This window comes from Bacillus inaquosorum (genome assembly GCF_023238325.1).
GTDB lineage: Bacteria > Bacillota > Bacilli > Bacillales > Bacillaceae > Bacillus > Bacillus inaquosorum.
The window spans coordinates 778,130-803,967 of record NZ_CP096592.1 but is presented as its reverse complement, the minus strand read 5'-3'; the positions used below and the strand labels follow the sequence as shown (position 1 = coordinate 803,967).

General features: G+C 45.6%; 26 protein-coding genes and 5 pseudogenes. 6 read left to right on the top strand and 25 right to left on the bottom strand.

Annotation, left to right across the window (positions count from 1 at the left end; all coding sequences use genetic code 11):
* Nucleotides 1-13: 13 nt before the first annotated feature.
* From M1M80_RS03975 to M1M80_RS03855, 25 genes and pseudogenes are all read right to left on the bottom strand, one after another.
* Nucleotides 14-640: a YesL family protein gene (locus M1M80_RS03975; RefSeq protein WP_060398115.1), complete on the bottom strand. Its 627-nt coding sequence runs from the start codon at nt 638-640 to the stop codon at nt 14-16.
* Nucleotides 637-1,299: a YesU family protein gene (locus M1M80_RS03970; RefSeq protein ID WP_060398114.1), complete on the bottom strand. Its 663-nt coding sequence runs from the start codon at nt 1,297-1,299 to the stop codon at nt 637-639. Before M1M80_RS03970 ends, M1M80_RS03975 begins: the two co-directional genes overlap by 4 nt.
* Nucleotides 1,292-1,990: a rhamnogalacturonan acetylesterase gene (gene rhgT, locus M1M80_RS03965; protein ID WP_080428970.1), complete on the bottom strand. Its 699-nt coding sequence runs from the start codon at nt 1,988-1,990 to the stop codon at nt 1,292-1,294. Before rhgT ends, M1M80_RS03970 begins: the two co-directional genes overlap by 8 nt.
* Nucleotides 1,991-2,003: 13 nt before the next feature.
* On the bottom strand, nt 2,004-4,289 hold the full coding sequence (gene yesS, locus M1M80_RS03960) for a transcriptional regulator YesS (protein WP_060398112.1): 2,286 nt from the start codon (nt 4,287-4,289) through the stop codon (nt 2,004-2,006).
* Between the two features lie 22 nt (nt 4,290-4,311).
* Nucleotides 4,312-5,346 (bottom strand): rhamnogalacturonyl hydrolase YesR, encoded by a 1,035-nt coding sequence (yesR, locus tag M1M80_RS03955; RefSeq protein WP_060398111.1) that lies wholly within the window; start codon nt 5,344-5,346, stop codon nt 4,312-4,314.
* Between the two features lie 15 nt (nt 5,347-5,361).
* Nucleotides 5,362-6,252: a carbohydrate ABC transporter permease gene (locus M1M80_RS03950; protein WP_060398110.1), complete on the bottom strand. Its 891-nt coding sequence runs from the start codon at nt 6,250-6,252 to the stop codon at nt 5,362-5,364.
* A gap of 3 nt (nt 6,253-6,255) precedes the next feature.
* Nucleotides 6,256-7,185, bottom strand: a complete 930-nt coding sequence (locus tag M1M80_RS03945) for a carbohydrate ABC transporter permease (protein ID WP_080428969.1) — start codon at nt 7,183-7,185, stop codon at nt 6,256-6,258.
* Complete coding sequence (locus M1M80_RS03940) at nt 7,182-8,465, bottom strand: ABC transporter substrate-binding protein (protein WP_060398109.1); 1,284 nt, start codon at nt 8,463-8,465, stop codon at nt 7,182-7,184. Before M1M80_RS03940 ends, M1M80_RS03945 begins: the two co-directional genes overlap by 4 nt.
* 103 nt (nt 8,466-8,568) lie before the next feature.
* Nucleotides 8,569-9,675: a response regulator transcription factor gene (locus tag M1M80_RS03935; protein ID WP_060398108.1), complete on the bottom strand. Its 1,107-nt coding sequence runs from the start codon at nt 9,673-9,675 to the stop codon at nt 8,569-8,571.
* The gene (yesM, locus tag M1M80_RS03930) at nt 9,675-11,408 is read right to left on the bottom strand and encodes a two-component system sensor histidine kinase YesM (protein WP_060398107.1); all 1,734 of its coding nucleotides are present in this window, start codon (nt 11,406-11,408) and stop codon (nt 9,675-9,677) included. The genes M1M80_RS03935 and yesM overlap by 1 nt, the downstream gene beginning before the upstream one ends.
* Entirely contained in the window at nt 11,405-12,034 is a 630-nt protein-coding gene (locus M1M80_RS03925; RefSeq protein WP_080428968.1) for a YesL family protein, read from the bottom strand. The genes yesM and M1M80_RS03925 overlap by 4 nt, the downstream gene beginning before the upstream one ends.
* Nucleotides 12,035-12,147: 113 nt before the next feature.
* A pseudogene (locus tag M1M80_RS03920) lies at nt 12,148-12,448 on the bottom strand (YesK-like family protein).
* Nucleotides 12,449-12,470: 22 nt separating this feature from the next.
* Nucleotides 12,471-13,013 (bottom strand): GNAT family N-acetyltransferase, encoded by a 543-nt coding sequence (locus M1M80_RS03915; protein WP_019257713.1) that lies wholly within the window; start codon nt 13,011-13,013, stop codon nt 12,471-12,473.
* A 122-nt stretch (nt 13,014-13,135) separates the two neighbouring features.
* Nucleotides 13,136-13,705: a spore coat protein CotJC gene (gene cotJC, locus M1M80_RS03910; protein WP_003240039.1), complete on the bottom strand. Its 570-nt coding sequence runs from the start codon at nt 13,703-13,705 to the stop codon at nt 13,136-13,138.
* Between the two features lie 14 nt (nt 13,706-13,719).
* On the bottom strand, nt 13,720-13,983 hold the full coding sequence (cotJB, locus tag M1M80_RS03905) for a spore coat protein CotJB (protein ID WP_003240040.1): 264 nt from the start codon (nt 13,981-13,983) through the stop codon (nt 13,720-13,722).
* A complete protein-coding gene (gene cotJA, locus M1M80_RS03900) occupies nt 13,967-14,215 on the bottom strand; it encodes a spore coat-associated protein CotJA (RefSeq protein WP_003240042.1) in 249 nt (82 codons plus the stop codon). Before cotJA ends, cotJB begins: the two co-directional genes overlap by 17 nt.
* A gap of 126 nt (nt 14,216-14,341) precedes the next feature.
* Nucleotides 14,342-15,210 (bottom strand): annotated as a pseudogene (locus M1M80_RS03895) (NmrA family NAD(P)-binding protein).
* Nucleotides 15,207-15,650 (bottom strand): nuclear transport factor 2 family protein, encoded by a 444-nt coding sequence (locus tag M1M80_RS03890; protein ID WP_003240050.1) that lies wholly within the window; start codon nt 15,648-15,650, stop codon nt 15,207-15,209. The pseudogene M1M80_RS03895 and the gene M1M80_RS03890 overlap by 4 nt, the downstream one beginning before the upstream one ends.
* A 77-nt stretch (nt 15,651-15,727) precedes the next feature.
* A complete protein-coding gene (locus M1M80_RS03885; RefSeq protein ID WP_060399999.1) occupies nt 15,728-16,312 on the bottom strand; it encodes a TetR/AcrR family transcriptional regulator in 585 nt (194 codons plus the stop codon).
* A gap of 107 nt (nt 16,313-16,419) precedes the next feature.
* The gene (locus M1M80_RS03880) at nt 16,420-16,788 is read right to left on the bottom strand and encodes a hypothetical protein (protein WP_060399998.1); all 369 of its coding nucleotides are present in this window, start codon (nt 16,786-16,788) and stop codon (nt 16,420-16,422) included.
* Between the two features lie 124 nt (nt 16,789-16,912).
* Nucleotides 16,913-17,632, bottom strand: coding sequence for a YebC/PmpR family DNA-binding transcriptional regulator (locus M1M80_RS03875; RefSeq protein WP_060398103.1), 720 nt, complete (start codon nt 17,630-17,632; stop codon nt 16,913-16,915).
* A gap of 160 nt (nt 17,633-17,792) precedes the next feature.
* A complete protein-coding gene (gene phrH / locus M1M80_RS03870) occupies nt 17,793-17,969 on the bottom strand; it encodes a phosphatase RapH inhibitor PhrH (protein ID WP_060398102.1) in 177 nt (58 codons plus the stop codon).
* Entirely contained in the window at nt 17,959-19,101 is a 1,143-nt protein-coding gene (gene rapH, locus M1M80_RS03865) for a response regulator aspartate phosphatase RapH (protein ID WP_060398101.1), read from the bottom strand. The genes phrH and rapH overlap by 11 nt, the downstream gene beginning before the upstream one ends.
* A 164-nt stretch (nt 19,102-19,265) precedes the next feature.
* Nucleotides 19,266-20,120: a hypothetical protein gene (locus M1M80_RS03860; protein ID WP_060398100.1), complete on the bottom strand. Its 855-nt coding sequence runs from the start codon at nt 20,118-20,120 to the stop codon at nt 19,266-19,268.
* A 147-nt stretch (nt 20,121-20,267) separates the two neighbouring features.
* The gene (locus tag M1M80_RS03855; RefSeq protein WP_060398099.1) at nt 20,268-21,284 is read right to left on the bottom strand and encodes a hypothetical protein; all 1,017 of its coding nucleotides are present in this window, start codon (nt 21,282-21,284) and stop codon (nt 20,268-20,270) included.
* Between the two features lie 213 nt (nt 21,285-21,497).
* On the opposite strand from M1M80_RS03855, the gene M1M80_RS21525 reads away from it, so the two are divergent.
* From M1M80_RS21525 to M1M80_RS03820, 6 genes and pseudogenes are all read left to right on the top strand, one after another.
* The gene (locus M1M80_RS21525) at nt 21,498-23,219 is read left to right on the top strand and encodes a T7SS effector LXG polymorphic toxin (RefSeq protein WP_134980962.1); all 1,722 of its coding nucleotides are present in this window, start codon (nt 21,498-21,500) and stop codon (nt 23,217-23,219) included.
* A 20-nt stretch (nt 23,220-23,239) separates the two neighbouring features.
* A complete protein-coding gene (locus tag M1M80_RS03840) occupies nt 23,240-23,785 on the top strand; it encodes a hypothetical protein (protein WP_248596960.1) in 546 nt (181 codons plus the stop codon).
* Between the two features lie 2 nt (nt 23,786-23,787).
* Nucleotides 23,788-24,295: pseudogene (locus M1M80_RS03835) on the top strand (immunity protein YezG family protein).
* A 16-nt stretch (nt 24,296-24,311) separates the two neighbouring features.
* A pseudogene (locus M1M80_RS03830) lies at nt 24,312-24,766 on the top strand (immunity protein YezG family protein).
* 34 nt (nt 24,767-24,800) lie between these two features.
* A complete protein-coding gene (locus tag M1M80_RS03825; protein ID WP_060398097.1) occupies nt 24,801-25,271 on the top strand; it encodes an immunity protein YezG family protein in 471 nt (156 codons plus the stop codon).
* Between the two features lie 74 nt (nt 25,272-25,345).
* A pseudogene (locus tag M1M80_RS03820) lies at nt 25,346-25,825 on the top strand (TIGR01741 family protein); the annotation flags it as partial.
* Nucleotides 25,826-25,838 lie beyond the last annotated feature (13 nt).

Sequence of the window (25,838 nt, the reverse complement as noted above, 5' to 3'; positions counted from 1 at the left end):
TGTCATTTTTTTGTTACCCGGCTTGGCGGTGCTGGGCCTCTGTCTTTTGAAACCCTCTGAAAGCAAAAAACATCGACACAAGCCCAAATAAACATGGGCCGTAAAATGGAATCAGGCCTGGGAGCGTATACAGCAAATAAAGGACAAATCCGCACCCGATCAGCATACAGCCGGTCGTCAGCGGCCGCATGGCGCCAAACAGCAGCGCTTGAGGAATATATTTGCGAAGCGGGAGCTGGTAGTGCACATAAAGGGGAAACACATACATCAATGCGACGATATACAAAAGACCCGCAAGCAGCGTGCAGCTCGTCACGGTAAAGGACAGCCAATCCGTACTGGCTGAAAAATAATGATAATTCGCGGACAATATGAGCAAAAGAGCAACAAACGCCAATCCGATCGCATTGACCTTGAGAAACTCTTTTTTGTAGGTAGCGAGGAATAACGGAAACACCGGGACATCCTTCTGCCCCATCAGCCATTTCCGAATGACGGCACACATCGCGGCTGTGCTCGGCGCCCAGCCGAAAAGAACGCCGCCCAAAAGCGTAAACAACAGCCACAGCCCGTTGAGCCACGCAATTTTCACCACCGCTTCGCAGCCCGCATAGAGCGCATCCGTTACCGTCGTCTTCATCTTCTCACCGCTTGATGCACAGCAAAATCTTGATAAGCCGCTTTCATGGGCGCCATCTGCCGGAATCCGATTTTCCCTTTCGTTAACACAGGCCCATACGTACTGCCGTCGTCCATCCACTCAAGAATGGGCAGATCATTGATTGAAAAGTGCACATAACCTTTGTCTTTGATGAGCTTCATATGATACGGAGAATCAGCGTCGTCTGGAGAAGGCAGCGGATCGGCTCCCATCGCGGCGAGGTGGAAACCGCGGCTTTTTCTTAAATTACAAGTGCGGAATGCTCTTTCCTCCGCGTATTTTCTGCGGAAATACGACAGATGGAGCGCGTTGATGTCCCCCGAATGATATTCGGGGTATTTTCCCGTTCTTTTCTTGAGACTCGGATCAAACAAATCCTCGCCTCCAATCCCCGCAGCGGAAAAAAACAGCATACACAGTCCCGGCTGCTCAATCGGAGAGAAGTCCCACGTCACAATGACGCCGTCTGGAAAGGTTTCGGGGCACCAAAAGACAAAATGTGCTTCGTCTTGAACATGCGACAGGTGCAAGCGGTGATCGTCAAATGAGATCTGTCCGCCTCCCTCCATCCGCCAGTCCTTCACATCGCTTACTGACCGGAGCGGATTGCGGTACAGGCACGCGCCTTCCTTATACATATTCTTTTCCCTCCCGGCTCACAAGGTGGTCCTTCAGCGGAAGGCCGAGCTCTTCAATGCCTTCTGCCACAAGCTTCGCAACCTCCATTGTCCCTTCTTCCGAAAAATGCGTATTGTCCTCAATGCCGTCCGGATAATTCGGATGTTCATTCGGCTGAAACCAAACGAACAATCGCTTCGACTCCTCCGGTCCGTATGCTTCATAGAGCTCCTTTGTTTTTGCCAGCAGATCAATCACGGGCACATCAAGCTCCTTCGCCAGTGCTTTCATCGCATCAGGGTACTCGCCGAGCGTATGCTCAATCCGCCCGTTTTCATCGAAGCGTCGGCGCTGCACTGATGTGATAAACACAGGATGCGCTCCCTTTTCGCGTGCCGTATCTGCAAACAGGGTGAGAAATTGCTGAAACGTGGAGTACGGCTTCGTCCCGCGCGGTTTCTGGTCATTGTGGCCGAATTGAATAAACAAATAATCGCCTTGCGTGATGCGCTCGGCAATCTCCTGAAGCCTTCCTTCCTCCACAAAAGAATTGGTGCTCGCTCCTCCTTTGGCGTGATTGTGCACCTTCACATCTTCAGAAAACAATTGCCCGAATACCTGCCCCCACCCCGCCATCGGCGCTTCATGAGGCGGGCAGTCACTCACGGTGGAATCCCCCGCTAAAAACACTTGAATCGGTTTCTCCATCACATGTTCTCTCCTTTCAAGGCGTTTCCTGATACATTTGCCTGAAGACACCCGGCGGCATGCCGACCTGTTTTTTAAAAATCCGATTGAAGTAATTGTGACGGTAGCCGACTGCTTCTGACACATCATGAATTTTTTTATTTGTATTCACCAGCAGTTCTTTCGCCTTTTCGATTCTGATTTGGGTTACATAATCAATAAAATTAATGCCAGTTACTTGCTTAAATGCCTTGCTTAACGTATATGAATTCATGCCGAGCGCATCGGCACAGCTTTCCAGTGAAATATCCGCCATATACTGTTCGTGAATCATGGCTATGACACGTTCCGCCAGCTGCTTTTGCTGTCTGTTTTTTCTGCCCTCAAGCTTGGAAAGATAAGGCGTTACGACAGCATCCATCAGCCAGGCCGCCGCTTCACCGGGTTCGCGCAGTTCTGAAATGTCAAGAAGCAGATCCCGATGCTGAAGCAGTTCACTCGGATTGAGCCCGGAATGCAAAATATCCTCCTGAATACGGGAAAACAGCTGAATCAGGGCGGAGTGCACATGCCTGTCTATAGCCGCCTTTTCCGCCAGTTCCTCCATGCATACACGAATCAGTTCCTCGGCCTCCTGTTTTCTTTCCAGCCGGATAGCCTGAACAATTTGTTTTTCCAGTTCAAAAGGATAATAAGGGGCAGATTGCTCATCCTGAGGAAAGTCTGCCTGCAAATCAATCACCTGATGCCGGTTGGCAAACTGCCTGCGGGATTTGCCGCTTTTCACATCTTGAAATAAAGCAGGGATCTCTGTGACACGCTCCGCCTTCCTGCTCATCGTTCCGGTCAGGCTTAATCCGGTGACATCACCAAATTGGCATGCCAGCTCCGTTACATACTCCTTCAGATCAGAGCTGTTTGTTTTCATCACAAGCACGGTGACGGAAAGCCGGCCGATATCAAGTATGGAGGGATGAAAACAGCGTTTTGCCGCAAGCTCCTCGGCCAGATTGGTCAGTGTAAATACAGCGAGCTGTTCATCCTTTTCACGGAAGATGCTTTTTTCACAGCGGAGGCCTGTCACCTGAAGATCAAGCACATGAAACACGTTTTCTCCGATGCTCCATCCTGCCTCCTCCATCCGCGATCTGAGGCTTTCCTCGTTGTCATAGTAAAAATCGCCCTGCAAGAGGTGCTGCAAAAAACTCTTTTTCATGTGGGGTGTCTGCCGCAGGAGCTGCTCTTGAAGCTTCCGGCTTTCAAGGGATAGATCATGCCACCTCTTTTCAATCCACTTGAATTCATCCTGCCCGGACGCCTCCCATATTTTCTTCTCTCCGCTGGTAAACAAGCCAAGCAACTGCTGAATGGGACGATAGATTTTTTTTGATGCATACCACGTCATGCACACCGCTAAGATAATGCAAATGACAAGCATCACGATGATCACTTTTGATAAAAACACCATCGGCGCTGTAATGGCTGAAAGAGGCGCCGCTGACACAAAGGTCCACTTCTGATGCATTCGGTTCATATCCCCAAAGGAGACGGAATACACCGTGCCGTCCCATTCCATCTGAAAATGGCCTTTCTCGTCCGGCTGTTTTTGTACCTCTTCAATTAAAGTCTTTTGAAAATCTTTTTCTCCCTCATGAAATAGAACCTTCCGATTTTGATCCAGAAGCAGCGCACTGCCATCAGGATAAGGGGACAAGCTTTGCAGGATCGACTCCATTTCTTTCGGATCAACCGCCAGCATGATCGCGCCGAACGGTTTCTCCGCCGCGCCCGGAATGAGCTGGATCAGCATCGCCTGATTTCCCGACCGGTTCCAATAAATACTGTTGTCTGAGGCAAGCAGCGGGCGATACTTGCGAAGTGCCTCCTGTTCTGTCAAAGCGCTGTATTCGGGGCTCATCACAAGAGGCCGAGGGCTGTTCAGAAAGATGGAAGCCTGCTCAATCAGCGGCTGCTGGTCCCGTAAAAGAAACAGCTTTTTCGTTAATTGATAGGAGAACGTAAAGTCTTTCTCCAAATCCCTCTCGGCCAATCCGTTCATCAGCGAAGAATCGTATGCCATCTGGGTGAGAGTCAGCTCGAGCACTCCAAGCTTCTCATCCATCCGGCTGACTTCACGCGCCACCTGTGTTTCATGCGATTTCTGCAGCTCTTTCTCTACCTTGTCGATCGAAAGAAAGTAGATAGCGCCGCCAGTCAGCAATCCGGGAATACAGGCAATCAGCAAAATGAAGACAAAGTTTCTTTTGAAATACGTTCCCTTCCAGCGTGAAACCCGTTCCTTCTGTTGAGGCTGTTTTTTCATCCCTTTCCCCCCGCCGCCGTCTTTACTGATACACGCGTTTTTTCGTTCTCAATACATCAGCAAGAAAAGTCAGCGCAAGTCCCTGTCCCCATCCTTGTATTCGTTTGTAAGGCACCTGTTTGTATCCTTCGGCATTTTTCATGACGGCTGTTCCGGCCGATACCTTGCTGACCCGGCCGTCCTCTTCCACCGCATCCAAAATGGCGGAAAGCGATTTCTGCACGTATTTTGTATAGAGCTTTCCGCTCGACAGCAGAGCGGAGGCAATGCCCGCCGATGCCGACACCTCGAGATACGAATCCGGATCATCCAAAATGGTATGCCACAACCCTGATTCATCCTGAAGCCGGACAAGTGCGCTCAGCTGGTCTCTGAGCGATCCGTCGATGATCATAAAGGAGGGATGCGTCACCTCAATGAGCGGGAGCGCCTTCGCCATCGTGAGTGCTGCCCAGCCATTCGCCCTGCCCCAATAAATCCCTGAAAGATGATTTTGCGCTTTGTTGTCCCAGGCGTGGTAGTACAAATTCGTGACAGGGTCTTGAAGCACGTCTTCATGTCCGTGAAACTGGCGCAGACCGTCTTCAAAATAATCCTCGCGCTCCATCACCCGCCCGATTCTCAGCATAAACAGTCCCGCCATCATCAGCGTATCCGCCCATGCCTGCTCAGGAAACACGTATTCTGCCGAATTCACCGTATGCTGAAGGATGCCCTCACCGAAGCGCGGCGCCTTATGCAGCACATATTCCGCCATCTCGCCGGCCGTTTCCAAATACACGTGATCACCCGTCACCTTGTGGAGGAACAAAAGCGTATGCCCGATGGAAACCCCGTTGATCGAAAGCGGCGGCAGCCCATCCTCCAGCTGTTCATCCACCCACGTTTTTAACAGATTGATATATTCCTCGTTTTCCGTCGCTTCATAGGCCTCCGCCACGCCGTAAAACGCGACGCCGCCCGGCCAATCCCACGCAAAATCCATCTGAAATGTCCGTTTCACGATCCGGTCAATGACGGACGTCACCTTTTCTTCATCAAAGATAAGCTGTGCCATCTGCAACACTCCTTTTTATTTTAATCCGGTCGTACTGATGCCCTGAACGATATATTTCTGAAACAAAAAGAATACGAGAATCACAGGCAATAACGAGACGGCCGACATGGCAAACATCGCGCCCCAGTTCGAAGCCGATTCCGTATCGAGGAAAAGCTTCAGCGCAAGTGAAACAGGATAAAGCTCCGGCTTATTCAAATACAAGAGCGGCTGAATCAGCTCCTCCCACTTCCAATAGAAGGAGAAAATCGCTGACGTGGCAAGCGCCGGGGCAATCAGCGGCAGAATGATCCGCCAAAAGCAGGCAAAGCGCCCGCAGCCGTCGATTCGCGCGGCTTCATCCAGCTCCTCGGGAATCGTCCGGATAAACTGGATCATCAGAAAGATAAAAAACGCATGCCCGAAAAATTGCGGAACAACAATCGGTTTAAAAGAATTCAGCCAGTCTAATTTCGCAAACAAAATATACTGCGGAATCATCAGCACTTCATGCGGCAGCATTAACGTCCCCATCATGCAGGCGAACCAAAATTTTTTTCCCTTGAACGGAATACGGGCAAATCCATACGCAATGACAGCAGATGACAGGACGGCACCGATTGTTGACACCCCGACAATGATCGCCGAGTTTTTAATAAAGGTCAGAAACGGCTGCCCCGCAATCCCCTTCCATCCTTCAGCATAGTTACTGAGTATAAAAGGATCGGGAATGAGAGAATGAGAGGTTGTAAAAATACTGGCGCTTTCCTTAAACGAGCTGACAAACAGCCAAATGACCGGGTACAGCAATAACACCGCCAGCGATGCGGTAAAAACATGGAACAGTATGCGTTTGGGCCTGACGCGCCCGGCTTTTTTTCTCTCAAAAACCGGGGCTTCTCTGACAGGCTGGTTGACCGGCTCCATCCATCATTCCTCCTTTGACTCGTAATGAACCCAATATGACGATGTTTTAAACAAAATCAGCGTAATCAGCCCGACAATGAGAAGCATGACCCACGCCATCGCCGATGCGTAGCCCATTTGAAAATAGTTAAACGCCCGCTGGAACAAATAGAGCGAATATAAAAGCGTCCCGTCAAGCGGCCCGCCCTCGCCCTTTGAGATGATATAGGCAGGTGTAAACGTCATAAAAGCAGAAATCGTCTGCATTACCAGATTGAAGAAAATAATCGGCGTAAGAATCGGAAGCGTGATCTTAAAGAAACGCTGCACCCGATTTGCCCCGTCCACGCTGGCCGCTTCCAAATACGAAGACGGAATGTTTTTCAGCCCGGCCAGAAAAATCAGCATTGATGACCCGAACTGCCAGACAGACAGCAGAATCAATGTCCACAGCGCACTTGTCGGGTCCTGATACCAAAGAATTTTTTGATCAATCCCGACGAAAAACAGCAGTGCATTGATGACCCCGTCATTGCCAAAAATATTGCGCCACATAATCGCCACGGCCACGCTCCCGCCGATGATGGAAGGCAGATAAAAAAGCGTTCTGTACATGGCCGTTCCTTTTGATGCATTGTTTAAAATGACAGCGATAAAAAGCGCGAAGCCGAGGCGGAGCGGAACCCCGGCAAGCACATACGTAAACGTCACCTTCAGCGACTGCCAATACTTTTCGTCACCCGTAAACATTTCCTTGTAGTTGTCGAGCCCGATCCACTTCGGCGCCGTAAACAAGTCATAGCTTGTGAAGGACAGAAACAGGGACGCCCCCATCGGAATCACCGTAAAACAAAGGAACCCGATAATGAACGGAGAAATAAAAGCATATCCCGCCAGATTGTCTTTTCTCATGCTCCGGCTTTTTTTCATTGCTTCAGCCCCATTTCCCGTCAATTATTTCTCTCTAATATCTCATTGGCCTGCTTCCGGAACGTTTTGGCGGCTTTTTCCGGCGATATCTTCTGATACAGAATCTGATCAGACGTATCCTTCAGCAGCTTGATGACCTCCGCGCTTCCCACAGGCTCCGGCGGATCGGCTTTACTGATGTTTTTTGATGCTGTTTCTACATATTCCACGATGTTGGCTTCTTTCTCATTCAGCTTCGGTTTAATCGCATCCGCTACCTTGTCGGATACCGGTACACCCCGCTCGCCTTTGATCAGCATATTTGCTTCTTCATTGTTGACGAAGAAGTCGATAAACTTTGCGGCCTCTTTTTTATGCTCAGAGCTTTTCGGAATCGAAAACAGCATACTCGGCTTCAGCGTCAGCGCCTTTTCCTTCATTTGCTCCGGCGGCAGATAAAGAGACAGCGGCGAGTCTGTCAGCCGGGCAAATCCCAAATATTGATTGGAGTAGTTCCACGTAATCGCTGATTTGCCTTTGACGATAAAGTCGTCCTCCATCCCTTTAATCTGTGCGCTTTCATCAGGTGTTGGGGATGTTTTTGCTTTCACCAGCCTCAGCTGCCGTTCAAAATAATCGACGAACAGCTGATCATCCTGATACGCGAGGCCTGTGCCGTCTTCTTTATAAAAACGCTCACCCTTCGTGCGCAAATAATAAGGGAAGAAAATATCAGGCGGATGCATTCCGTTAGAGCCGTAGACGCCGGCTTTTTCCTGAAGATCATACGCCAGCTTCTCGTAATCCTCCCACTTCCAGTTTTCCTGATTGATGGACACACCGGCTTTCTTCAGCAAATCATCATTCGCAATTACAGACAGCACGTTGACGCCTAGCGTAAATCCATAGAGCTTATTGTCAATTTTTCCGCCCGACAGCATATTCTCCTCGATTGAACTGACATCAATCGTTCCATCCTTTGTATACGGCGTTAAATCTTCCAGCTGGTTTTTCTTGCCGTATTGTGCCAAATAGGCGGTATCCATTTGAATGACATCGGGAAGCTGGCCGGCGGCAGACATCGGCGCAAGCTTTTTCCAGTAGTCATCCCAGTTCGCAAATTCCGCATCAATATGGACGTGCGGATTCTTTTTCTCATATAGTTCAATCACCTTCGTTGTATAATCATGCCTTGGCTGCCCGCCCCACCATGCGATTCTGAGCGTAATGTCTTCTTTTTTCCCCGATGCCTCTTCCCCCGCAGAACATCCGCTGAAAATAAAGACGCAGACAAGCGATAACAGCACGTAACAAATCTTCTTCAAACCAATCCCCCCTTTAATGTAAGTGCTTACATTTTATTTTAAAGCGTTCATATGGGGCGAAACACTCAAAAAACAGTGACGAAAGTAAAAAAAACAGAGATGGCTATCCTGCGGAAGCGCCTCCCTGTTTTCTTCTGAATTCTGACGGTGTCAGACCTGTATATTTTTTAAAGACGAGACTGAAATACTTTGGATTATCGCCAAACCCGATTTCTTCCGCGATCTCTGAAACACTCACGTCCCGCCTTAATTTCATCTGCTTCATCGCATGCTCAAGACGCACTCGCGTAACGTATTGGGAAAATTTCTCGCCTGTTTCCTGCTTAAATAATTTCCCGAGATAATCAGGATTCATAAACAGCATATCCTTCGCCGCCCACTTCAAGGAGAGATTCGGATTTCCGAGCTCGTCGGCAACAAGCCTGATCATTTTCGATATCACTGCGCTCCCGTGCAGGTCACCAGACGCTTCGGCTGTGTCACGAAACAGCTGCCCCGCGTTCCGAAGTTCTCCCGCCTGACTGATGGCCATCTGGCGGTTCGCGAAAACGTCCGCCGCCTTGTCAGCGGCGTTCTCCTCTACGGCGAGCACGGTCCACTCTCCGCTGCTGCAAACCGCTGTCAGCGCCGGACCGAATGCCTCTCTGGCCGCGGCATCAACAGATTGTTCCTCTTTTAAAATCAGGAGGCGGACCTTTTTTTCGGCAAGTGAAGGCGGCGGAGACAGCTGGGCTACGCCGGCGATCAAACCCTCCAAGTATTGATCGGCAGCAAAGGAACGGATATGATCGAGCTCATGTTTCAGATGGGCGGTTTTCTTTTTCCGCACCTCATGCTGCTTCAGCTCAGCAATGATTTCCTCCAACGAGCTGATAATTTGCTGTTCATTGCAGGGCTTCAGCAAATAATGCTTGACCCCGTATTTCATGGCTTCCTTCGCGTACTCAAACTCTCCAAACCCGGACAGGACGATAAATTGAACCGACGGACTCACGGCTGACACCTTTTTGATCAGCTCAAGCCCGTCCATGCCGGGCATTTTGATATCTGTAATGACGATATGCGGCTGCTTATGTAAGATCTTGTCATACGCTTCAATCCCGTTCTGCGCTTTGCCGATCAATGAAGCACCAAGCGCCTCCCACTCAATGATTCCTGCCATTCCGTCAAGAATAATCCTCTCATCATCAGCTAGCAATATCTTATACATCACGCCACCTCATTTCGGCACGGTATTGTGATCACAATCCTCGTTCCCTTTCCTTGCTCACTTTGAATGTGCAATCCGTACGGCTCTCCGAATGTCAGCCGGATCCGTTCACGGATATTCCAGAGTCCGATTCCTCTTCCGCCCGATGTTTCGAGGATCCGCTCATCCATGCCGGGGCCGTTATCTTCGACCGTAATACAGACACAATTCTTCGTCTTTTTTGCCTGAAGGCGGATGGCGCACGGCCTTGTGAAGGGCTCAAGCGCGTATTGTATCGCATTTTCCGCCAGCGGCTGGAGCGTCAGTTTTGGAATGAGGCAATGCTTCACTTCTTCGTCGATATCCAAAGTGAAGTTCAGGCGCTCTTCAAATCGAAACCGCTGAATGGTCATATAGTGAAGAACGATGTCCGCCTCCTCCTGAATGGTCACTGTATCTTTCTCCATATGTATGCTGTTACGCAGAAGAAAACCGAGCGATTCCACCATTTTTGAGATTTGCTTTTGCTGATTCGCCTTTGCCAGCCAATTGATGGACTCGAGCGTGTTATATAAAAAATGGGGGTTAATCTGGGCTTGCAGTGCTTTCAATTCGGTTTCTTTAATGATAAGCTGCTTCTCCACATTTTCTTCCATAAGTTCATTAATCCGTTTCATCATGACCGTAAAATGGCGGTTCAGCATGCCGGCCTCATCCTGTGTATGTTCTGGCAGAGATAGAGATACACCCGCTTCAAGACCGCCGTGCTGCACCGATTTCATCGCGGACACAAGCTGCTCGATAGGCTCCGTAATGCTGTTGGCGATTTTCCGTCCGAAAAGCAAAACCACACAGAAAAACAGAAGAAAACACGTGCCGATCACCGTTTTCATAAAGGAAATTTTTGCGAACATCTGATCAAAGGGGATGACATTATAGTAGCTCCAATTTTGATAGGATGATTGAAGAAAAGAAATAAAATAACGTTTGCCATTCTTTTTTATCAAGTCATAACCGGGGTGCTTTAGCGTCTCTTTTGCCGCCTCAGGCGCAAGCACCGAACCATGTGCCGAATACACCAAATTCCCGCTTTGGTCGGCGATCATCATGTCTCCGACCGAATCGCCCCAATCCTTCGGCAAATCACGAATCATCTGTTTCACATTGACTTGGATCAGCACCATACCCAAGCCATTCAAACTCAGCTGGTGATAAGATCTGATTTGCCGCGCTGAAATCAGGACAGGATCTGAACCGCCGAGCGTCATCCAAAGATTTCTGCCATTTTTCGCTTTGGCTCGTTTAAACACCTCTTCCTGCTGCTGCTCCAAAAGATCTGAAGAACTGCTTCCGGCTGAATACTCTGAGCCGCGGGCATCGATCAAATGAATGGAATCGATGTACTTTTCATCACTGGCATATTCTGCCATCTGATCCCACAGCTCCTGCTTCATTTGATACTGATCGTACGTATCATCACGATTTTGCATGCTCAGGATGCGCTGAATCTGTTCGTCCGTAATAATTTCATATGACACATCCTCTATCTTCTTCAGCTCGTCTTCGATTCTTTCAGAAGACATCCGCAGCACCTCCGAGGATTTGCGGTAAATCTGCTCATCATACACATGAAAGGCGTATTGCACCCCGCTGTATACAAACAGAAAGGACACGGCCATAATCAGTGAAAGGAACACAAACAGCTTATCCTTAATCTTCATCCGCCTGTACCAGCCAGCAACTCTTTTTTTCATGCCGCCTTTTCTTTCTCCTGCCGCTGATCCATTGACCGAAACGCTTTAAAAGATAGCTTCGTTATAATCAGGCTAAGTAAACTCCCGCTGAAAAACAGCAAAAATGTGACATGAAACAGCACGAGAAACAACACACCGACAGCGCCCGCTGCCATCATGAGCGTCACCGCCGGACGGCTGAAGGCAATCAAAAAGCTGATGCTCAGCACCTCTCTGATTTTCACATCAAAATGAGAAAACACCGGGAACACATACAGCACAACAAATGCGAAAATCAGGCTGATGCTCAAGAACACATTGACAAGCACAGGCTGATTCATTTGAGCCGCAATCCGCATATCCGCAAACAGAAACAGGCCGGCTGTCACAACAATAAGCCCGAGGATTTGCGCTGCCCGCCACTCCTTTTTAAACGCCCGAAAAAAGACTGAAAAGACCGGGGCATCCGTGTTCCCCTTCGCCCATTCTCTCGCCACTGAAAACATCGCTGCAGTAGCGGGCATCAGCCCAAATACAACCAGACCTGCAAGGGAAAACAAAATCCAAAGCACATTCAAATAGGCTAATCTCATCACCCACGTACAAAAACGATTCAGCCCATTCGTCACACTGTGTAGCATCAACATCACCTTCCCGCTATAGAAAACGCTTTCAATTTAAAGTAATATGTATTTCTCCTTCCGAAAGAAAATTCCTGCCGCCTGTGAAAAATTCGACATCATGAGAGCAGCCGCCGCTCTTATTTTTTCCTGTATCGCCGGATGACTTTTCCGATCAAATATCCGGCAATGGATCCGCAAATGACATTGAATCCAAGCATTCCGAGCACTGCCCCCTCCCAGCCGCGTACAAAAACGAGGCTGTACCAAATCGCAAACACGCCGAGGACAACCAGCCCGGCCAACATCCATTCCGGCAACCTTCTGTCAGGAAGCTTCATCCGTACAAAAAACGAGACGCTAGCGAACAGACAAGCCGTCACGATCCCTATCACAAAAAAATTGGCCACATCGCCTGCCCTCCCTTTTAGAAAAAGACAAAAAAGCCTCCTGCAAAGGACGCTTATTCTGCCGAAATCTCTTTCTCAAATAAATGATACCCGGATGGATCAGCACCCATAAATTCATATCCCATACGCCGATAAAAGGAGTGCAAGGCGTCGTTATCAGCAACACAGTCAAGCCGGATCCGTGTTTTTCCCGGATAGTCAACACCCGTCTCTGCCCAATGAAGAACACGCGCGCCAAGCCCCTGTCCTGCAAACCGGCGGCTGACGGCCAGGCGGTGCAAATAAATGGACTCCTCGTGCCCATCATCTCCCCAAAGCGTCCTGTCCCACTCGCTCGGTTCCGGCAGCAGCATCACAACAGCCGCAAGCTCTTCGTCTTTTTTAAACACAAACACATGTCCATTTTCAATTGAACCCGTGATATCATGTGTATCTTGCCCTTCCAGCAGTCCGCTCCATTGGTTAGAGCCCCGATCCCGAAGCCATTCAGCAGTTCGAACGAGCAATCCAGTAATCGATTCCGCATCCTCATACACGGCCGGACACGCGTAAAATCCATCTGCAATCGTTTTACTCTTAATCTTAAAAGATGACATAAAGGCCTCCCAATCAAAAAGTAAGCTTGCACACACCTTGATTATAATGCAGACCTAACAGCAAAAACAGACATTTTCTCTGTATGTAAAAGGGGTGCATGAAAGAGAGGCCCATCTGCCCATTAGAAAAACTTCTTTTTATCCCGTTCTTCTTTTAAAATCTCAACCGCTTCTCTGAAGCGCATAGAATGCACGATTTCACGTTCACGCAAAAAACGCAGGGAATCGTTCAAATCAGGATCATCCGATATATCGATCAGCCATTGATACGTCGCCCGCGCCTTTTCTTCTGCCGCAATGTCTTCGTATAAATCGGCAATCGGGTCGCCCTTCGCCTGGATATAGCTCGCTGTAAACGGCACGCCCGCCGCATTGTGGTAAAAAAGCGCACCATCATGATTGGCGTAGTGATCTCCGAGCCCGGCTTCACGCAGCTGCTCCGGCGTGGCATCTTTCGTCAGCTTATAGACCATGGTCGCAATCATTTCCAAATGGGCAAATTCCTCCGTGCCGATATCCGTTAAAAGGCCGATGACCTTATCAGGAATCGTATACCGCTGGTTCAAATACCGGAGAGCTGCGGCCAGTTCGCCGTCCGCTCCGCCATACTGCTCAATCAAATATTTCGCCAGCGTCGGATTGCACGTACTGACCTTGACAGGGTATTGCAGCTTCTTTTCATACACCCACATTCAGGCATTCCTCCTTATACTTGCCACGGCCAAGGCCCTTTTCCCCAATCCCAATCCTCGCCCGCGGGGCTGTTTCCGAACTGCAGAAGCGGTCCGTAAGAGGATTCGAACTGTCTTTTTAAGTGCCTTGAATAACCGGAGTATTGATTGAATTGCTTCAGCGCGTCTTCATCATGAGGATGTGTATTTAAATAAAGGCTCAGCTCAACGAGCACAAAATCAGCGGCCTGGATTTGCTCAAGCTGACGGTAATATTCGGCATCAATCTTTTTTGCCATGTACGTCTCCCCCTCGATAAGGGTTTTCATAAAAATCATAGAGATCCTTCCAAAGGGTGCCTTTCCTTAAAGCCTCCATTGGCGAGAACTGCTCCATATGCTCAGGCTGAAAGGTCATATAAAGATTAGGCGGCGTTCTGTAATATTTCTTCCCTATGGGCGGACAGGGATCAAAACGGCTGTGAAAGGGCGTGTATGTTTTGATAGGCGTAAACGGCTGCATATCCTTCATTCCGGCTCCTCCTTTCTCAAAAACAATGACCTTAATAGGTATGAGGCAGGAGGCATCATTATGACTGAAACACGACTTAGCTTTTTCAAAAAGAAGACCTTCGGCATCGCCGAAGGTCTTTCTAGATCAATCAGTCCAAAATGAGGTCAGCGTTTCCAGTATGCAGCATGAGCAGCCGCAAACTCAGTCAGCGAACGGGGTTCTTTTCCCGTCACACACTTCACTGTATCCGTTACCCGATGTTCCGCACCATGGCGAATCGCTTCATCCAGCCCCGCCATAAAACGGGCATAGTCCGCCGGCAAACCTGCTGCCTCCATCCTATTCTGCAGCTCGGAACGAGAAATGCTGACGTGCTCCACCCGGCGTCCCGCCGCAGCTCCGATGATCTCTGCCGCTTCGGCATAGCTCAGCGCCTCGGGTCCTGTCAGAATATGATGTGTTTGATGAGGAACATCATCTATCAAAGCACGCACGGCCGTTTCTGCGATGTCATCAGCGTCGATGAACCCTAGCTTTCCCTCACCAGAAGCCGTGATGATGCGCCCATCCGTTTGAATAGACATGCCATGCTGGACATTGATGAAGTTTTGCATAAAGTAAGAAGGCCGGAGCACCGTCCATTCAGGGAAATCACGTACCGCCCGATGAAGCGCACCAAACACAGGGCCATCCTCAGGGACAACCGACGCACTGAGCATTACCACTCGCTCCGCACCGAGCCGCTTTGCCTCCTTTAGAAACGGGAGCACATAAGGAGCCGGGTCAAATACACCGACCGGGGCAACAAGATAGATCTGTTTCACCTGTTCCAAAGCAGGTGTAAAACTGGAGGCGTCCTTCCAATCAAAATACACATACTCAGCATCAGAAAGCGTGCCCTTTTTCCGGCTTGCAATACGCACTCTGTACCCGAGCTCTATTAAACGGCTGGCGATTCGGCTCCCGGTTGTGCCGGTCCCGCCCGTGATTAAAATCGGCTGCTGTTTCATCATTTTCCACTCTCCTCTGTTTGCAAAAATGATCCTCCAAACGCCTCTTTTACGACGAGCGGATTCCAATAATCCTTATAGCGCACAATGCGGCCGTCCCTCGTTTCGATGACACTGATATAGCTTTGGCGATAAGGCAGCCCAGTCTCAATCACATGGCCGTCACATTGAAACTCCGCGATGATCGTATTCGTATCTGCTGAGCGGTACACTGTCGGAGCCGTAAACGAAGAAAGATGAATCTGATCAGGATAATCTTTAATATAATCGTAAATGGCCGCCTTTCCTTCTATTCTTTTTGGTGACCCCTCTGGCGCATAAGGAAACTCAAATATGGCATTCTCATCCCAAAGCTCCGTCCAGCTCTTCATGTCCTTCTCAAGCATATAGGCCATAAACTTTCTCAATGTGTCACATGCCTTTTCAAATTCATTCATTAACATTCATCATCACCTCATTTTTATTTTAGACCATTCAGTCCAAAAAGTGCATACATGGGCAAAGAATCCTTTACCACATGTTAATCAAGCACCGATAAACTTACGTCAACATGGTCCTGAAGCCGGCCCATATCAGCCGTCACTTTGGCGACAAACGTCAGAGACAGCCTGCTCTGATTCAAATACCGGGCAAGCGCCGATATATCATTGTCTTCGCCAGTCAATTCTCCTTGATCCTTCGCTCTTAAAAGCGCCTGATAAAAAGCGTCCTCAAGCTGCTTCGACTGTCCCTCAAAATACCGGGCAAGCTCAGGATCATGCGGGATCTGTTCAATCGCACTGTTAATGATGAAACACGCCTTCGCCCGTTCCGGATCTTTAAGGACATTGACGCCTTCATGAAAAATTTCACGAATGGCTTCCTTTACAGATCCAGGCGCCTCAAGCCTTTCCATAACGGCAGCATTTTTCCCCTCAAGATACGTTTTCACAGCTGACAGAAACAAATCACGCTTTGTGCCATACGTATCATACAAACTTTGGCGCGCAATGCCTAAATGAGAGAGCAGTTCCTGAAGAGACGTGCCTTCGTAGCCGTACTCTCCGAAAACCTCTATCGCCCTGTGAAGAACAAGCGCCGTATCAAATTCTTTATTCCTCCCCAAAAGGCTATCACCTCCTGAAACAAATGTTACCAGTTTCCAGACTGAACAGTCAAGAAAAAGATAAAAAACACTCTTGAACTGCAAGAGTGCCTCTTTTTCCATCATCTTTATTTATAGCCGTCTTGTCCCCAGTTGCCCATATGGTGGTGGTGATGGTGGCCGTAATTACCATCATGATGATGGTGGTGATGATTATCTTTTCCATCATGATGCTGGTGATAATAGTGGTGATGCCCATCGTTCTCATGGTGCATGCCGTAGCTCGGATCACTTACAGTTCCCGGATAGCCAGCATAGCCGCCGCTTGGATAACCGCCGTAGCCCCTGTGTGCGCCATGGCCCGGATATCCGCTGGCCCCTCCATACATGCCGTATCCTGGGTAGCCTGCATCTTGCATATTGTATCCCTGATGGCCAATACCACAGCCAGGGTAACCAAAACCGGGTCCTCCATACATATGTCTAATATCAGTCATATTCATCCACTCTCTCCTTCGCATAGGTTACAGTCCAGAGTATGAGAAGATCTTATAGATCGTATGGGCGGCCGCCTAAACCAGCTAAAAAGAAAAAAGCAGACCATGACAGTCTGCTCACTTCTTATTCACCTAAATCAACGTTATGATACACCTGCTGAACATCTTCCAAATCCTCTAATGCATCAATCAACTTTTCAAACTGTTCCTTCGCATCATCCGGAAGCGTCACTTCACTTTGCGCAAGCATGGTCAGCTCCGCTACTGTAAATTCCTCAACGCCCGCGTTTTTAAACGCCTCCTGCACCGCATGGAATTGATCCGGCTCAGCATATACGATCACGCCGTCATCCTCTTCTAAAATGTCACGGACATCGACATCCGCTTCCATCAGGATTTCAAGCGCTTCGTCAGCTGTTTTGCCATCCACACCGATAACAGCCGTCGCATCAAACATGTAAGCAACAGATCCGCTCACACCCATGTTTCCGCCGTTTTTCCCGAACGCCGCACGCACTTCCGGCGCCGTACGATTTACATTATTCGTCAGCGCATCAACGATAATCATTGATCCGTTCGGCCCGAAGCCCTCATAACGAAGCTCATCGAAATTCTCTTCCGCTCCGCCCTTCGCCTTCTCGATCGCACGTTCAATGATATTTTTCGGCACGCTGTAAGTCTTCGCGCGCTCAAGCACAACCTTCAGCGCCTGGTTGGATTCCGGATCAGGCTCGCCCTGTTTCGCCGCCACATAAATCTCACGGCCAAACTTCGCATAAATCCGACTCGTATTCGCGTCCTTAGACGCCTTCTTCTCTTTAATATTGTTCCACTTACGGCCCATGATGCTCCACTCTCTTTCATATATATCAATCTGTATATTGTTATTCACTTTATCCATTATACCTCAAATGGTTTGGTTGTTTCGAGTGTCTTGCGTTAGAAATAGAAGGAATGCCGCGGTGTGGAGAATCGAACGTCTTCCGTAAAGCAAGAAAAAAGCCCTAGCTAAGGGCTTTCTTCTTCTGATCCATGAGCTTGTAAGGGGAATGATCGATATACGTCGTGTTTCGATCCGTTGATTCCTTAAAGCCGCCGGAGTTTGCCAAGAAAGGAAACGAAATGCTTCCGAAAATAAGGGTAACACCAAGGCACATCAACACTTTTTTCTTAATAAGCATATAAACACTCTCCTTTTTGAATATCTTCTTGCGCTTTCAGCACTTTCCGATAAAACGCAGCAGCGTGCTCAAAATGACAGCGGCTTTCAAAAACAGCGGCAGCGCTGCGGGCACATGCTTCAATGTAAGCGTGCAGGTTCTTTTTTTCGAAATAGTCTAACATCTCAAGGATTCTGGTCTCATCAACACTCTCTTTGTAGACGGCCTGCAAGAACATATACAATTCTTTATAAAATTTGTGAGAACCCGCATTTGGATATGTTCTCATATGGCCTAATCCTTCCTCTATGAACTGAAACGCGTTCTGTGTTTGACCTGCTTTACATAATGTCCAGCTTAATCCAAACAAGACGTTCGGAAGCAAATCAGGGACCTTTTCTCTGCTTACCTTCGCTGCTTTTTGGAAGTGTTCTATAGCCATCTGATCGTCTCCTGATCTGTCATAACTGTTCGCGATGTTCAACAAAGAAATGGCGATAAACCGGTCGTTTTGAATGTCCATGGCCAATTCCAGCGCCGCTTCTAAATGCGGCAGCGCTCTACCATATTGTTTGAAATCATCATAGTTGCCGGCGATCACAAACAAGCTTTGTATGGTTCTAATGCTGTATAGGGGATGGTTTTGATAAATGTCTAAGGCTTGAAGAATATGATGCATCGACACATGGGTTTGCTTCATATGGTAATACGCTTCTGCCACTTTAAAATGGAATTCCGCTTTCTCGATTTCATCTGACACAAACGGCAGTTCTTTCTCCGCCTCGCGATAAAACCCGATCGCTTCAACATATTCTTTTTGGTCAAATTCATACATGCCGCGGAAAAACAAAGAGTAGTATTTCAATAGGCCTGTGAGTTTTTTCTGAGGGGTCTCAATCGTTTCCAGAAGCTCTGTCACTGTAGGGCGATTCCCGTATGTTTGTCCCGGCTCCAAATAATCCAGCATCAGCTGGTGCCGAAAACACATCAGAGAATAATAGATCAGCAAATCCTGATCCTCTTCCATCTGCTGAATGTCCTGCTCCACCTCCGCTTTCAGAACCTCAGCATCCGGAACACTGAACTGGCGAATCATCTTGTACCATTCATTTATCTTAACACCGACACGCGAAGACGGTATGGCTTGACTCAACGGCTTCCCTCCTTCTCTGTGAGATATGTCATATTCTATCAATCCCATATTTTGAAAACAACACAGAAGGAAGAAATTGTTTTTTCATCCTGTCAATTTGTTTTTCCCCGCAAAAAAAAAGACCCTTTGCGCAAGGGTCCATGCTTATTTCACATACGCATTCACTAGCTCGTAACAGCGCTGATTCTTCGTTTTACTTGTTCTATAAAAGCAAACACGTCTTCAGCAGGCATCAGGTTTTCCAGCAATTGAATGACATTCTCTTTCCCCACAATTAACTCCTGATCTCTTAACATCACAGGCGTTTCCTTAAACACATGCCAAGGATAAAATAACCTGAGAAAAGGATCTGAAAAATAAATCCCTTTGTCTGTTAATGTGATGCCATCTGTTTGCTTCACGGGAAAAGTACTCCAGAAGGAGATCATCTCCTGATCCTTAGGAATGTGCAGCCGTTTTCTCAATCGTACCTCTCTCTTTTCAGAAATCTCGTTACCGACCAGTAGCCCATTGGTCAAACCGAACATCTTGTCATGGCTGTTCTGAAACAAAATACTGATTTCCCTCAATTCACTGGCAGAAACAGATACATGATCTATCCGGGGTTCCGTAAGCAAATCCAAGCCATTTTCACTAAGAAATTGCTGAATTACCCTCAACAGCTCTGCCAACAGATCCGCAGGATATGAACTGAAGCCGACATCAAAAACCTCTACTTCATCAAACCAAATCTCATAATCATCCGTCGATTTAATCGATTGGATATCAGTGAATGCTCCCCAGGTCACACATCCCTCTTGTTCTCCAAATCTCTTCCAGTACAATCCCTTACTCGTAAACATAACAAAGCTTTTCGCTTTATTTCCCATGGAACAATTCAGTAAGGCCGTCACCGTTTCTTTCTCCGATAACGGGAATAGCTCACACGCATATGTCAAAAGCTCCTCAGGAACAAACCCGGTAAAGAACTTATCTTTTTGATACATTGAACACAAATCACTCAAATATGAACCACCCATCGCTTCATCGTCCTCCTTTTGTTTCATATACGAGTACTTTGAATGAAAGTTTCACAGAATTTCGACACCGTTATCAGCAAAGATCAACTCTTGAACAAAAAAGAAAAAGACGCTAAGAGCAATGATGAGCTTTCAGAATCTATAGCTTTAATCAACCACAACAAAATCCTGTACCTTCACCTGTTCCTCAGGCAAATCAAACTGATAAAGCTTCTTCTTAGATTGAATATCAAACACACCCACGTACCCGCCAATGCCCTTTTTATGCTCTTCCTGGGCAACAATATACAGTTGATTCCCCTTAAACTTTGCATCCATATAAGGGAATCTCAAGCCGTATGTGTGAAAAGAAAAATCCTTCCCATATTCCAGCAAGTTCGCTTCACCCTCTTTGTCTTCATACGTCACGTAAAAGGTGCCGCTTTCTTTGTCATAGTACACGGTATCAGCGTATTCAAGCTCATCAGGATACGAAATATATTTCGTCTTCCATGTTCCTTTTTCAATCACAGTCAGTTCATGCTGCGAGCTCGCGACAATAAATTCCTCCGAGTCTGCGAATTTATCTGCGTATGAGGCTAAACCTAGGGTTTCAATGATTTCCTCTGTTTTTCTATCGATCACATAAATAGACATGCCTTGAATGATATAAATATAGTTCTCATCACTGGCCCCCATCGTGACAAGCGAAGGCAAGGTGAGCTGATATTCCTTTTTCGTTTTTCTGTCGTTTATGTGTATCTCATTCCCCGCCGTATCAACGTTATAGGCCTTAACAGATACATCCTCCCCCTCATACCAAAACGCAAATGGATCTGACAGCAGATGCTCTTTGATCACATCCTTCTCCAGCGTATAGTAAAAAGGCTCGTGCTCCGCTAATAATACAATGTCTGTTGATGCGACAGATTTCGTTTGAATATAAGGCACATCCGCCACCTTGAACGTGCGCCTATTAAACCTTTCGCCTGTTGAGGTCGAAAGAAGCGTGCTTTCTTTTATGAAAGGATTGGAGTAGATAAAAAAGATGCGGTCTTCTTCGGGGTGGATGGCGGAAGCTTTGACAGGAATATTGTCTTTATTGTGTAACTGACCATACAGAGCAAACAGTATGACGCATACCATTAACCCTAATAAACCAAATGTAATCCGTTTTTTCTTCATCAACATGCTCCTTAAAAATACAATATAGAATCCTAACTTCCAAAAAATGTTTAGTGATCAATATCATTTCGACCATGTTTCCATCAATCCCTTCACGAATAAAGACACATGCCAAATGACTCATTTTTCCACCAAAACACGTTATCACCCCCACCCTTATCCCGCACCGTGGTAAAATTTTGATATTGAGCGAACAAAAGAAGGGAAATGGTCATGAAAGTATTTGAAGCGAATACACTGCTTTCGGAAGCGACAGACCGTGCAAAAGAGTACAAAGAACTAAGAACGCAAATGGTCAACTTGAGAAAAGCTTTAAAAAGCGTCGCCGATCTTGACGACAGCGAATTCTCTGGAAAAGGCGCCAGCAACATCAAGGCCTTCTACCACGACCACGTTGGCGTCACCGACCAATGGATCGACTACATCGACATGAAAATCGCATTTTTTAACAGCATCGCCGGAGCCGCCGAAGACAAAGACCTCTCAGACGCATACATCGAAGAATCCTTCCTGGAGCACGAACTGGCAAATGCCCATAAAAAATCGAAATCCATCATGTCCGAACAGAAAAAAGCGATGAAAGACATCTTGAACGATATCGACAACATCCTCCCGCTCGACCTTTTTTCAACAGAAACCTTCAAAGACGAGCTGGCCGATGCCAACGACAAACGCAAAAAAACACTGGAAAAATTGGACGCCTTGGACGAAGACCTGAAGACAGAATACGCCCTGTCAGAACCAAACGAACAATTCATCAAGTCCGACTTCCAAAAGCTCCAAGAAGCAACGGGCAAAGGAAAAAACGCCACACCCATCCACTACAACGCCAAGGCGTACCGTGAGAGCGACATACATAAGAAAAAAGGCGACATCGAGAAGCGGACGGATGCTTACTTGAAGATTAAGAAAGAGGAAGCGAAGGAACGCGAGATCAAAGATTTGAAGAAAAAGCTTGCGGATGGTGTGTCTGACCCGGATGAGTACTTAGAAATTGCGAAGAAGATTGGGTATGAGAACCTTGAGCCTTATCAACAACAGTATGTGATACAATTAGAAACGGCTAAGCAGGAAGCTAAAATTTTAAAAGGAATTGGTGAGGGATTATACAACTTTGGAAAAGACACTGCTCTTGGTGTGAAGGATATGATTTTACATGCACCAGAGACAATTAACAGTGTATACAAATTTTTAAACTCCTCTCCCACCCAGCAACTCGCAACAGTTACGTTTACGGGAGTTAATATATGGGCAGCGTTATCCGATTCATGGAAGCGTGATATGGTAAACGGAGACGCAGAGTCAAGATCACGTTGGATCACCTATTCCCTGGCCACTGTTGTAACAGCACTTATTGGAACTAAAGGTATAGATAAAGTTGGAAAGCTAGGAACACTCACAGCTCAAAAAACTATTACAAAAGGCAGTAAAGCACTTGTTACTACCTCAGAAATGTTCAGTAACATGCTTTCTAATAGAACAAATCAATTTGCTTTTGCGGGTGACTTACAAAAAATACAAGATGTTCATAACGTTCTAAATACTGAACTTCTTAGAGATGTATCAAAAAAAGAAAGTGTATTATTTCAATCAAATAGTGGGAAATCACCTTCGAACAGTAGTACTTTTGATGTTACATCTTTTGAAAAGAAAATGTATAGCATGAACATCAATGAAAAAATTGCTTTTATAAGAGAAACCGCCGCCCCGATTGCTAAACAGAATGGCTGGAAAAAAGATTCTAAACTATCCACAATTAATAAACGAGATGTATACTACGATTCAAAAAGTAAAACATATTATGCTTTAGATACACAACATGGACGCTTTGAAGTCCTAAATAAAAGAGGGAAACATCAAGGGGAAGTCGATTTTAACCTTAATCCTACTAAAGAAGCGGACAAATCAGGCGGACATGATTTAAGAATAAAATAGATATTTTGGGAGGTACCCTTATGGATAAATTGATTGCTGATGCTATTAATAAATTCTACAATAAAGAGTCTACACAAGAAGAGTATCTATCTTTATGTAAACAAGAAATTATCCTCTCTGACTCATTAAAGTCTTATTTAAAAACAGAAAAAATAAGTTATGAAAATACAAATGAGGATGAAATTTGGCCTTCTGCTACATTTAGATTTGAATTTGAACCATTTGTAAAAAATGATTTTAATATAAGCTATAGCAGCAAACTAATGATTTCTAAGTTGGCCCCTATCTTTTACATACAACATGAATTTGAGTTAGAAAACATTGATCCAAAGAGAACAACTCCAATCCTAGATGGTTTTAGTACACAAACATATTCTATGCCTCAACAGGAATTCGATGCAAAAGTGAACCAAACTCTAAAACAAATGGGATACAACGCTCTTGATTATCAAGAAATGAACGAAATCATTTGTGATCTTGATATAAAAACAGAGCCTTTATTCGGTCCCCAAATTACGGTAGAACTGGCATTATTTCATGATTTGCTAGAGCTTTGTCCAGAGTAGCAATGCTGGTGGATGAGCCTTTTTTGGGAAATGAATTAAATGCATTATATAGAAGCATAGCTGAAACCGTTAACAATGATACCAGAACCATGGGAGAAATTTTTGTTCTATGCTCAGGTTTCAGAGACAGGCGGAGGCACTTACTTTTTTTATAATTCTCAAAATGAACCTAAGCATTTTAAGTACAGTCTTGAAATTCCGTTTCAATTTGATATTGACGAAAATGAATTCGATCAGTATGAGATGGAATTATTTAAACTAAGCGAAAAAATGAGAGATGTTTTCAAAGATCATGATCAAGAATTATTTTATTCCTTCACTCTTAGCCTAGAGAGATCAGGGAAATTAACTGTCAACTTTGATTATACAGATTGGTTTAGGACAGATTATAGTTTCAGTGATCAGCTTATCATCTGGAAATTTAAATATTTAGGGGAAGAACCTAAGGATCCATCATTACAAAAATTAATAAAAAAATATTTAGAAGAATATCCTGAAAATCCAATTTAATAAAGTTGGAATAATGATGTTAGAAAGCACTCTACAAATAACTGATGTCATAGGAAAAATAATTCCTGCTAATTGGAGTAAAATTGTTCTTTATGCCGAAATACTAGACGGCTCCAGAGAAGTGTATTTTTTCTTTCAAACACCAGAAAACGATGAATATATATACTCTCACGACATTCCAGAACAATTTCAAGTCAGTAAAAAGATTTATACCGAACTATTAATAGATCTTCAAGAGTTATTTAAACAGTTACACAATGAGTTTAAAGAAAATAATCCTGAAGCATGGACAAATTTGACACTGAATCTTAAAAGCAATGGAACGTTCTCAATTGATTATGATTATGAAGATGTTATTGAATCTACTTTGGACGAATACCAAAGACAAATGATTTGGGAGTACAATTGGGTATTTTCCCTGAAGACGAAGAGGATAAAGAATTTGTTAAGGATTATTTAAATATTAAATAATGCCATCAACAATTCAAAGTTAAAGGTTAATTTAATGGAAACTGTAAAAATAGGTGAACTATATCAAAAGATTGCTGAATATCTAAATGAAATGATCCCATCTCAATGGGAAAAGATCGTTTTATATGCTGAAATACTTGATGACTCAGCGGATATATACTTTTATTTTACAACACCAAATAATAGTGATTATTTATATTCTCATTATATACCTGAACAATTTAATGTAAGGGAAGAGATTTACGATCAACTGCTAATTGAACTTCAAGAGCTATTTGAAGAACTAAAAGAAGAATTTAAGCAAGGCAATCAAGATATTTGGACAAATCTCACTTTAAAATTAGAAAACACCGGAAAGTTTTCAATTGATTATAATTATGATGATGTTTTATCGTCTGAACTTGATGACCTTCAAAGACGAGATGTTTGGAAATATCAAAATTTAGGGATATTGCCTAAAGATGAGGACGACAAAAAATTTGTAATAAACTACTTCGGTCTATAAATCAAAAATAGCTCAGCCTTCACTGCTGAGCTATTTTTGATAACTAGGATTTCTCGACGGCTGGAGGTGAAAGATTAGAAACTAAAAAAACGCAAGATTTGTACCAGCTTATTAGTCAGAAATTAAATGACATCATACCTTGTGAATGGACAAAAATTTATCTTTATGCAGAAGTATTAAATGACTCTACCATGGTTCTCTTTTACTTCAAGACATCAGAAAAACATCAACTTATTTATTCACAAGATATACCTGCCCAATACAACGTAAGTAAAGATATCTTCAAAACTTTATTAAGGGAAATCCGTGAAATTTTTGAGGAATTAAGAGTTGAGCATAAAAAGAATATTGATCAGATTTGGACTAACCTTACATTGACATTGGAGAGCAATGGTCAATTCCAACTTGATTATAATGATGACGATATTTTGGCATCTGAGTTAGATGGGTATCAAAGAATTGCATTATGGGAGTACAACACTCTTGGTATTTTGCCTGAAGACGAGGATGATAAAGAATTTTTAATTAGCTACCTGAATCTAAATTTGATATAGTTCTTGAAAACTG

Excerpts from the sequence above, each read along its gene's own strand:
- M1M80_RS03975 (WP_060398115.1), bottom strand. The coding sequence starts at position 640 with ATGAAGACGACGGTAACGGATGCGCTCTATGCGGGCTGCGAAGCGGTG.
- M1M80_RS03970 (WP_060398114.1), bottom strand. The coding sequence starts at position 1,299 with ATGTATAAGGAAGGCGCGTGCCTGTACCGCAATCCGCTCCGGTCAGTA.
- yesS (WP_060398112.1), bottom strand. The coding sequence starts at position 4,289 with ATGAAAAAACAGCCTCAACAGAAGGAACGGGTTTCACGCTGGAAGGGA.
- yesR (WP_060398111.1), bottom strand. The coding sequence starts at position 5,346 with ATGGCACAGCTTATCTTTGATGAAGAAAAGGTGACGTCCGTCATTGAC.
- M1M80_RS03950 (WP_060398110.1), bottom strand. The coding sequence starts at position 6,252 with ATGGAGCCGGTCAACCAGCCTGTCAGAGAAGCCCCGGTTTTTGAGAGA.
- M1M80_RS03935 (WP_060398108.1), bottom strand. The coding sequence starts at position 9,675 with ATGTATAAGATATTGCTAGCTGATGATGAGAGGATTATTCTTGACGGA.
- yesM (WP_060398107.1), bottom strand. The coding sequence starts at position 11,408 with ATGAAAAAAAGAGTTGCTGGCTGGTACAGGCGGATGAAGATTAAGGAT.
- M1M80_RS03925 (WP_080428968.1), bottom strand. The coding sequence starts at position 12,034 with ATGTTGATGCTACACAGTGTGACGAATGGGCTGAATCGTTTTTGTACG.
- M1M80_RS03915 (WP_019257713.1), bottom strand. The coding sequence starts at position 13,013 with ATGTCATCTTTTAAGATTAAGAGTAAAACGATTGCAGATGGATTTTAC.
- cotJC (WP_003240039.1), bottom strand. The coding sequence starts at position 13,705 with ATGTGGGTGTATGAAAAGAAGCTGCAATACCCTGTCAAGGTCAGTACG.
- cotJB (WP_003240040.1), bottom strand. The coding sequence starts at position 13,983 with ATGGCAAAAAAGATTGATGCCGAATATTACCGTCAGCTTGAGCAAATC.
- cotJA (WP_003240042.1), bottom strand. The coding sequence starts at position 14,215 with ATGAAGGATATGCAGCCGTTTACGCCTATCAAAACATACACGCCCTTT.
- M1M80_RS03890 (WP_003240050.1), bottom strand. The coding sequence starts at position 15,650 with ATGTTAATGAATGAATTTGAAAAGGCATGTGACACATTGAGAAAGTTT.
- M1M80_RS03880 (WP_060399998.1), bottom strand. The coding sequence starts at position 16,788 with ATGACTGATATTAGACATATGTATGGAGGACCCGGTTTTGGTTACCCT.
- M1M80_RS03875 (WP_060398103.1), bottom strand. The coding sequence starts at position 17,632 with ATGGGCCGTAAGTGGAACAATATTAAAGAGAAGAAGGCGTCTAAGGAC.
- phrH (WP_060398102.1), bottom strand. The coding sequence starts at position 17,969 with ATGCTTATTAAGAAAAAAGTGTTGATGTGCCTTGGTGTTACCCTTATT.
- M1M80_RS03860 (WP_060398100.1), bottom strand. The coding sequence starts at position 20,120 with ATGGGTGGTTCATATTTGAGTGATTTGTGTTCAATGTATCAAAAAGAT.
- M1M80_RS03855 (WP_060398099.1), bottom strand. The coding sequence starts at position 21,284 with ATGAAGAAAAAACGGATTACATTTGGTTTATTAGGGTTAATGGTATGC.
- M1M80_RS21525 (WP_134980962.1), top strand. The coding sequence starts at position 21,498 with ATGAAAGTATTTGAAGCGAATACACTGCTTTCGGAAGCGACAGACCGT.
- M1M80_RS03840 (WP_248596960.1), top strand. The coding sequence starts at position 23,240 with ATGGATAAATTGATTGCTGATGCTATTAATAAATTCTACAATAAAGAG.
- M1M80_RS03825 (WP_060398097.1), top strand. The coding sequence starts at position 24,801 with ATGGAAACTGTAAAAATAGGTGAACTATATCAAAAGATTGCTGAATAT.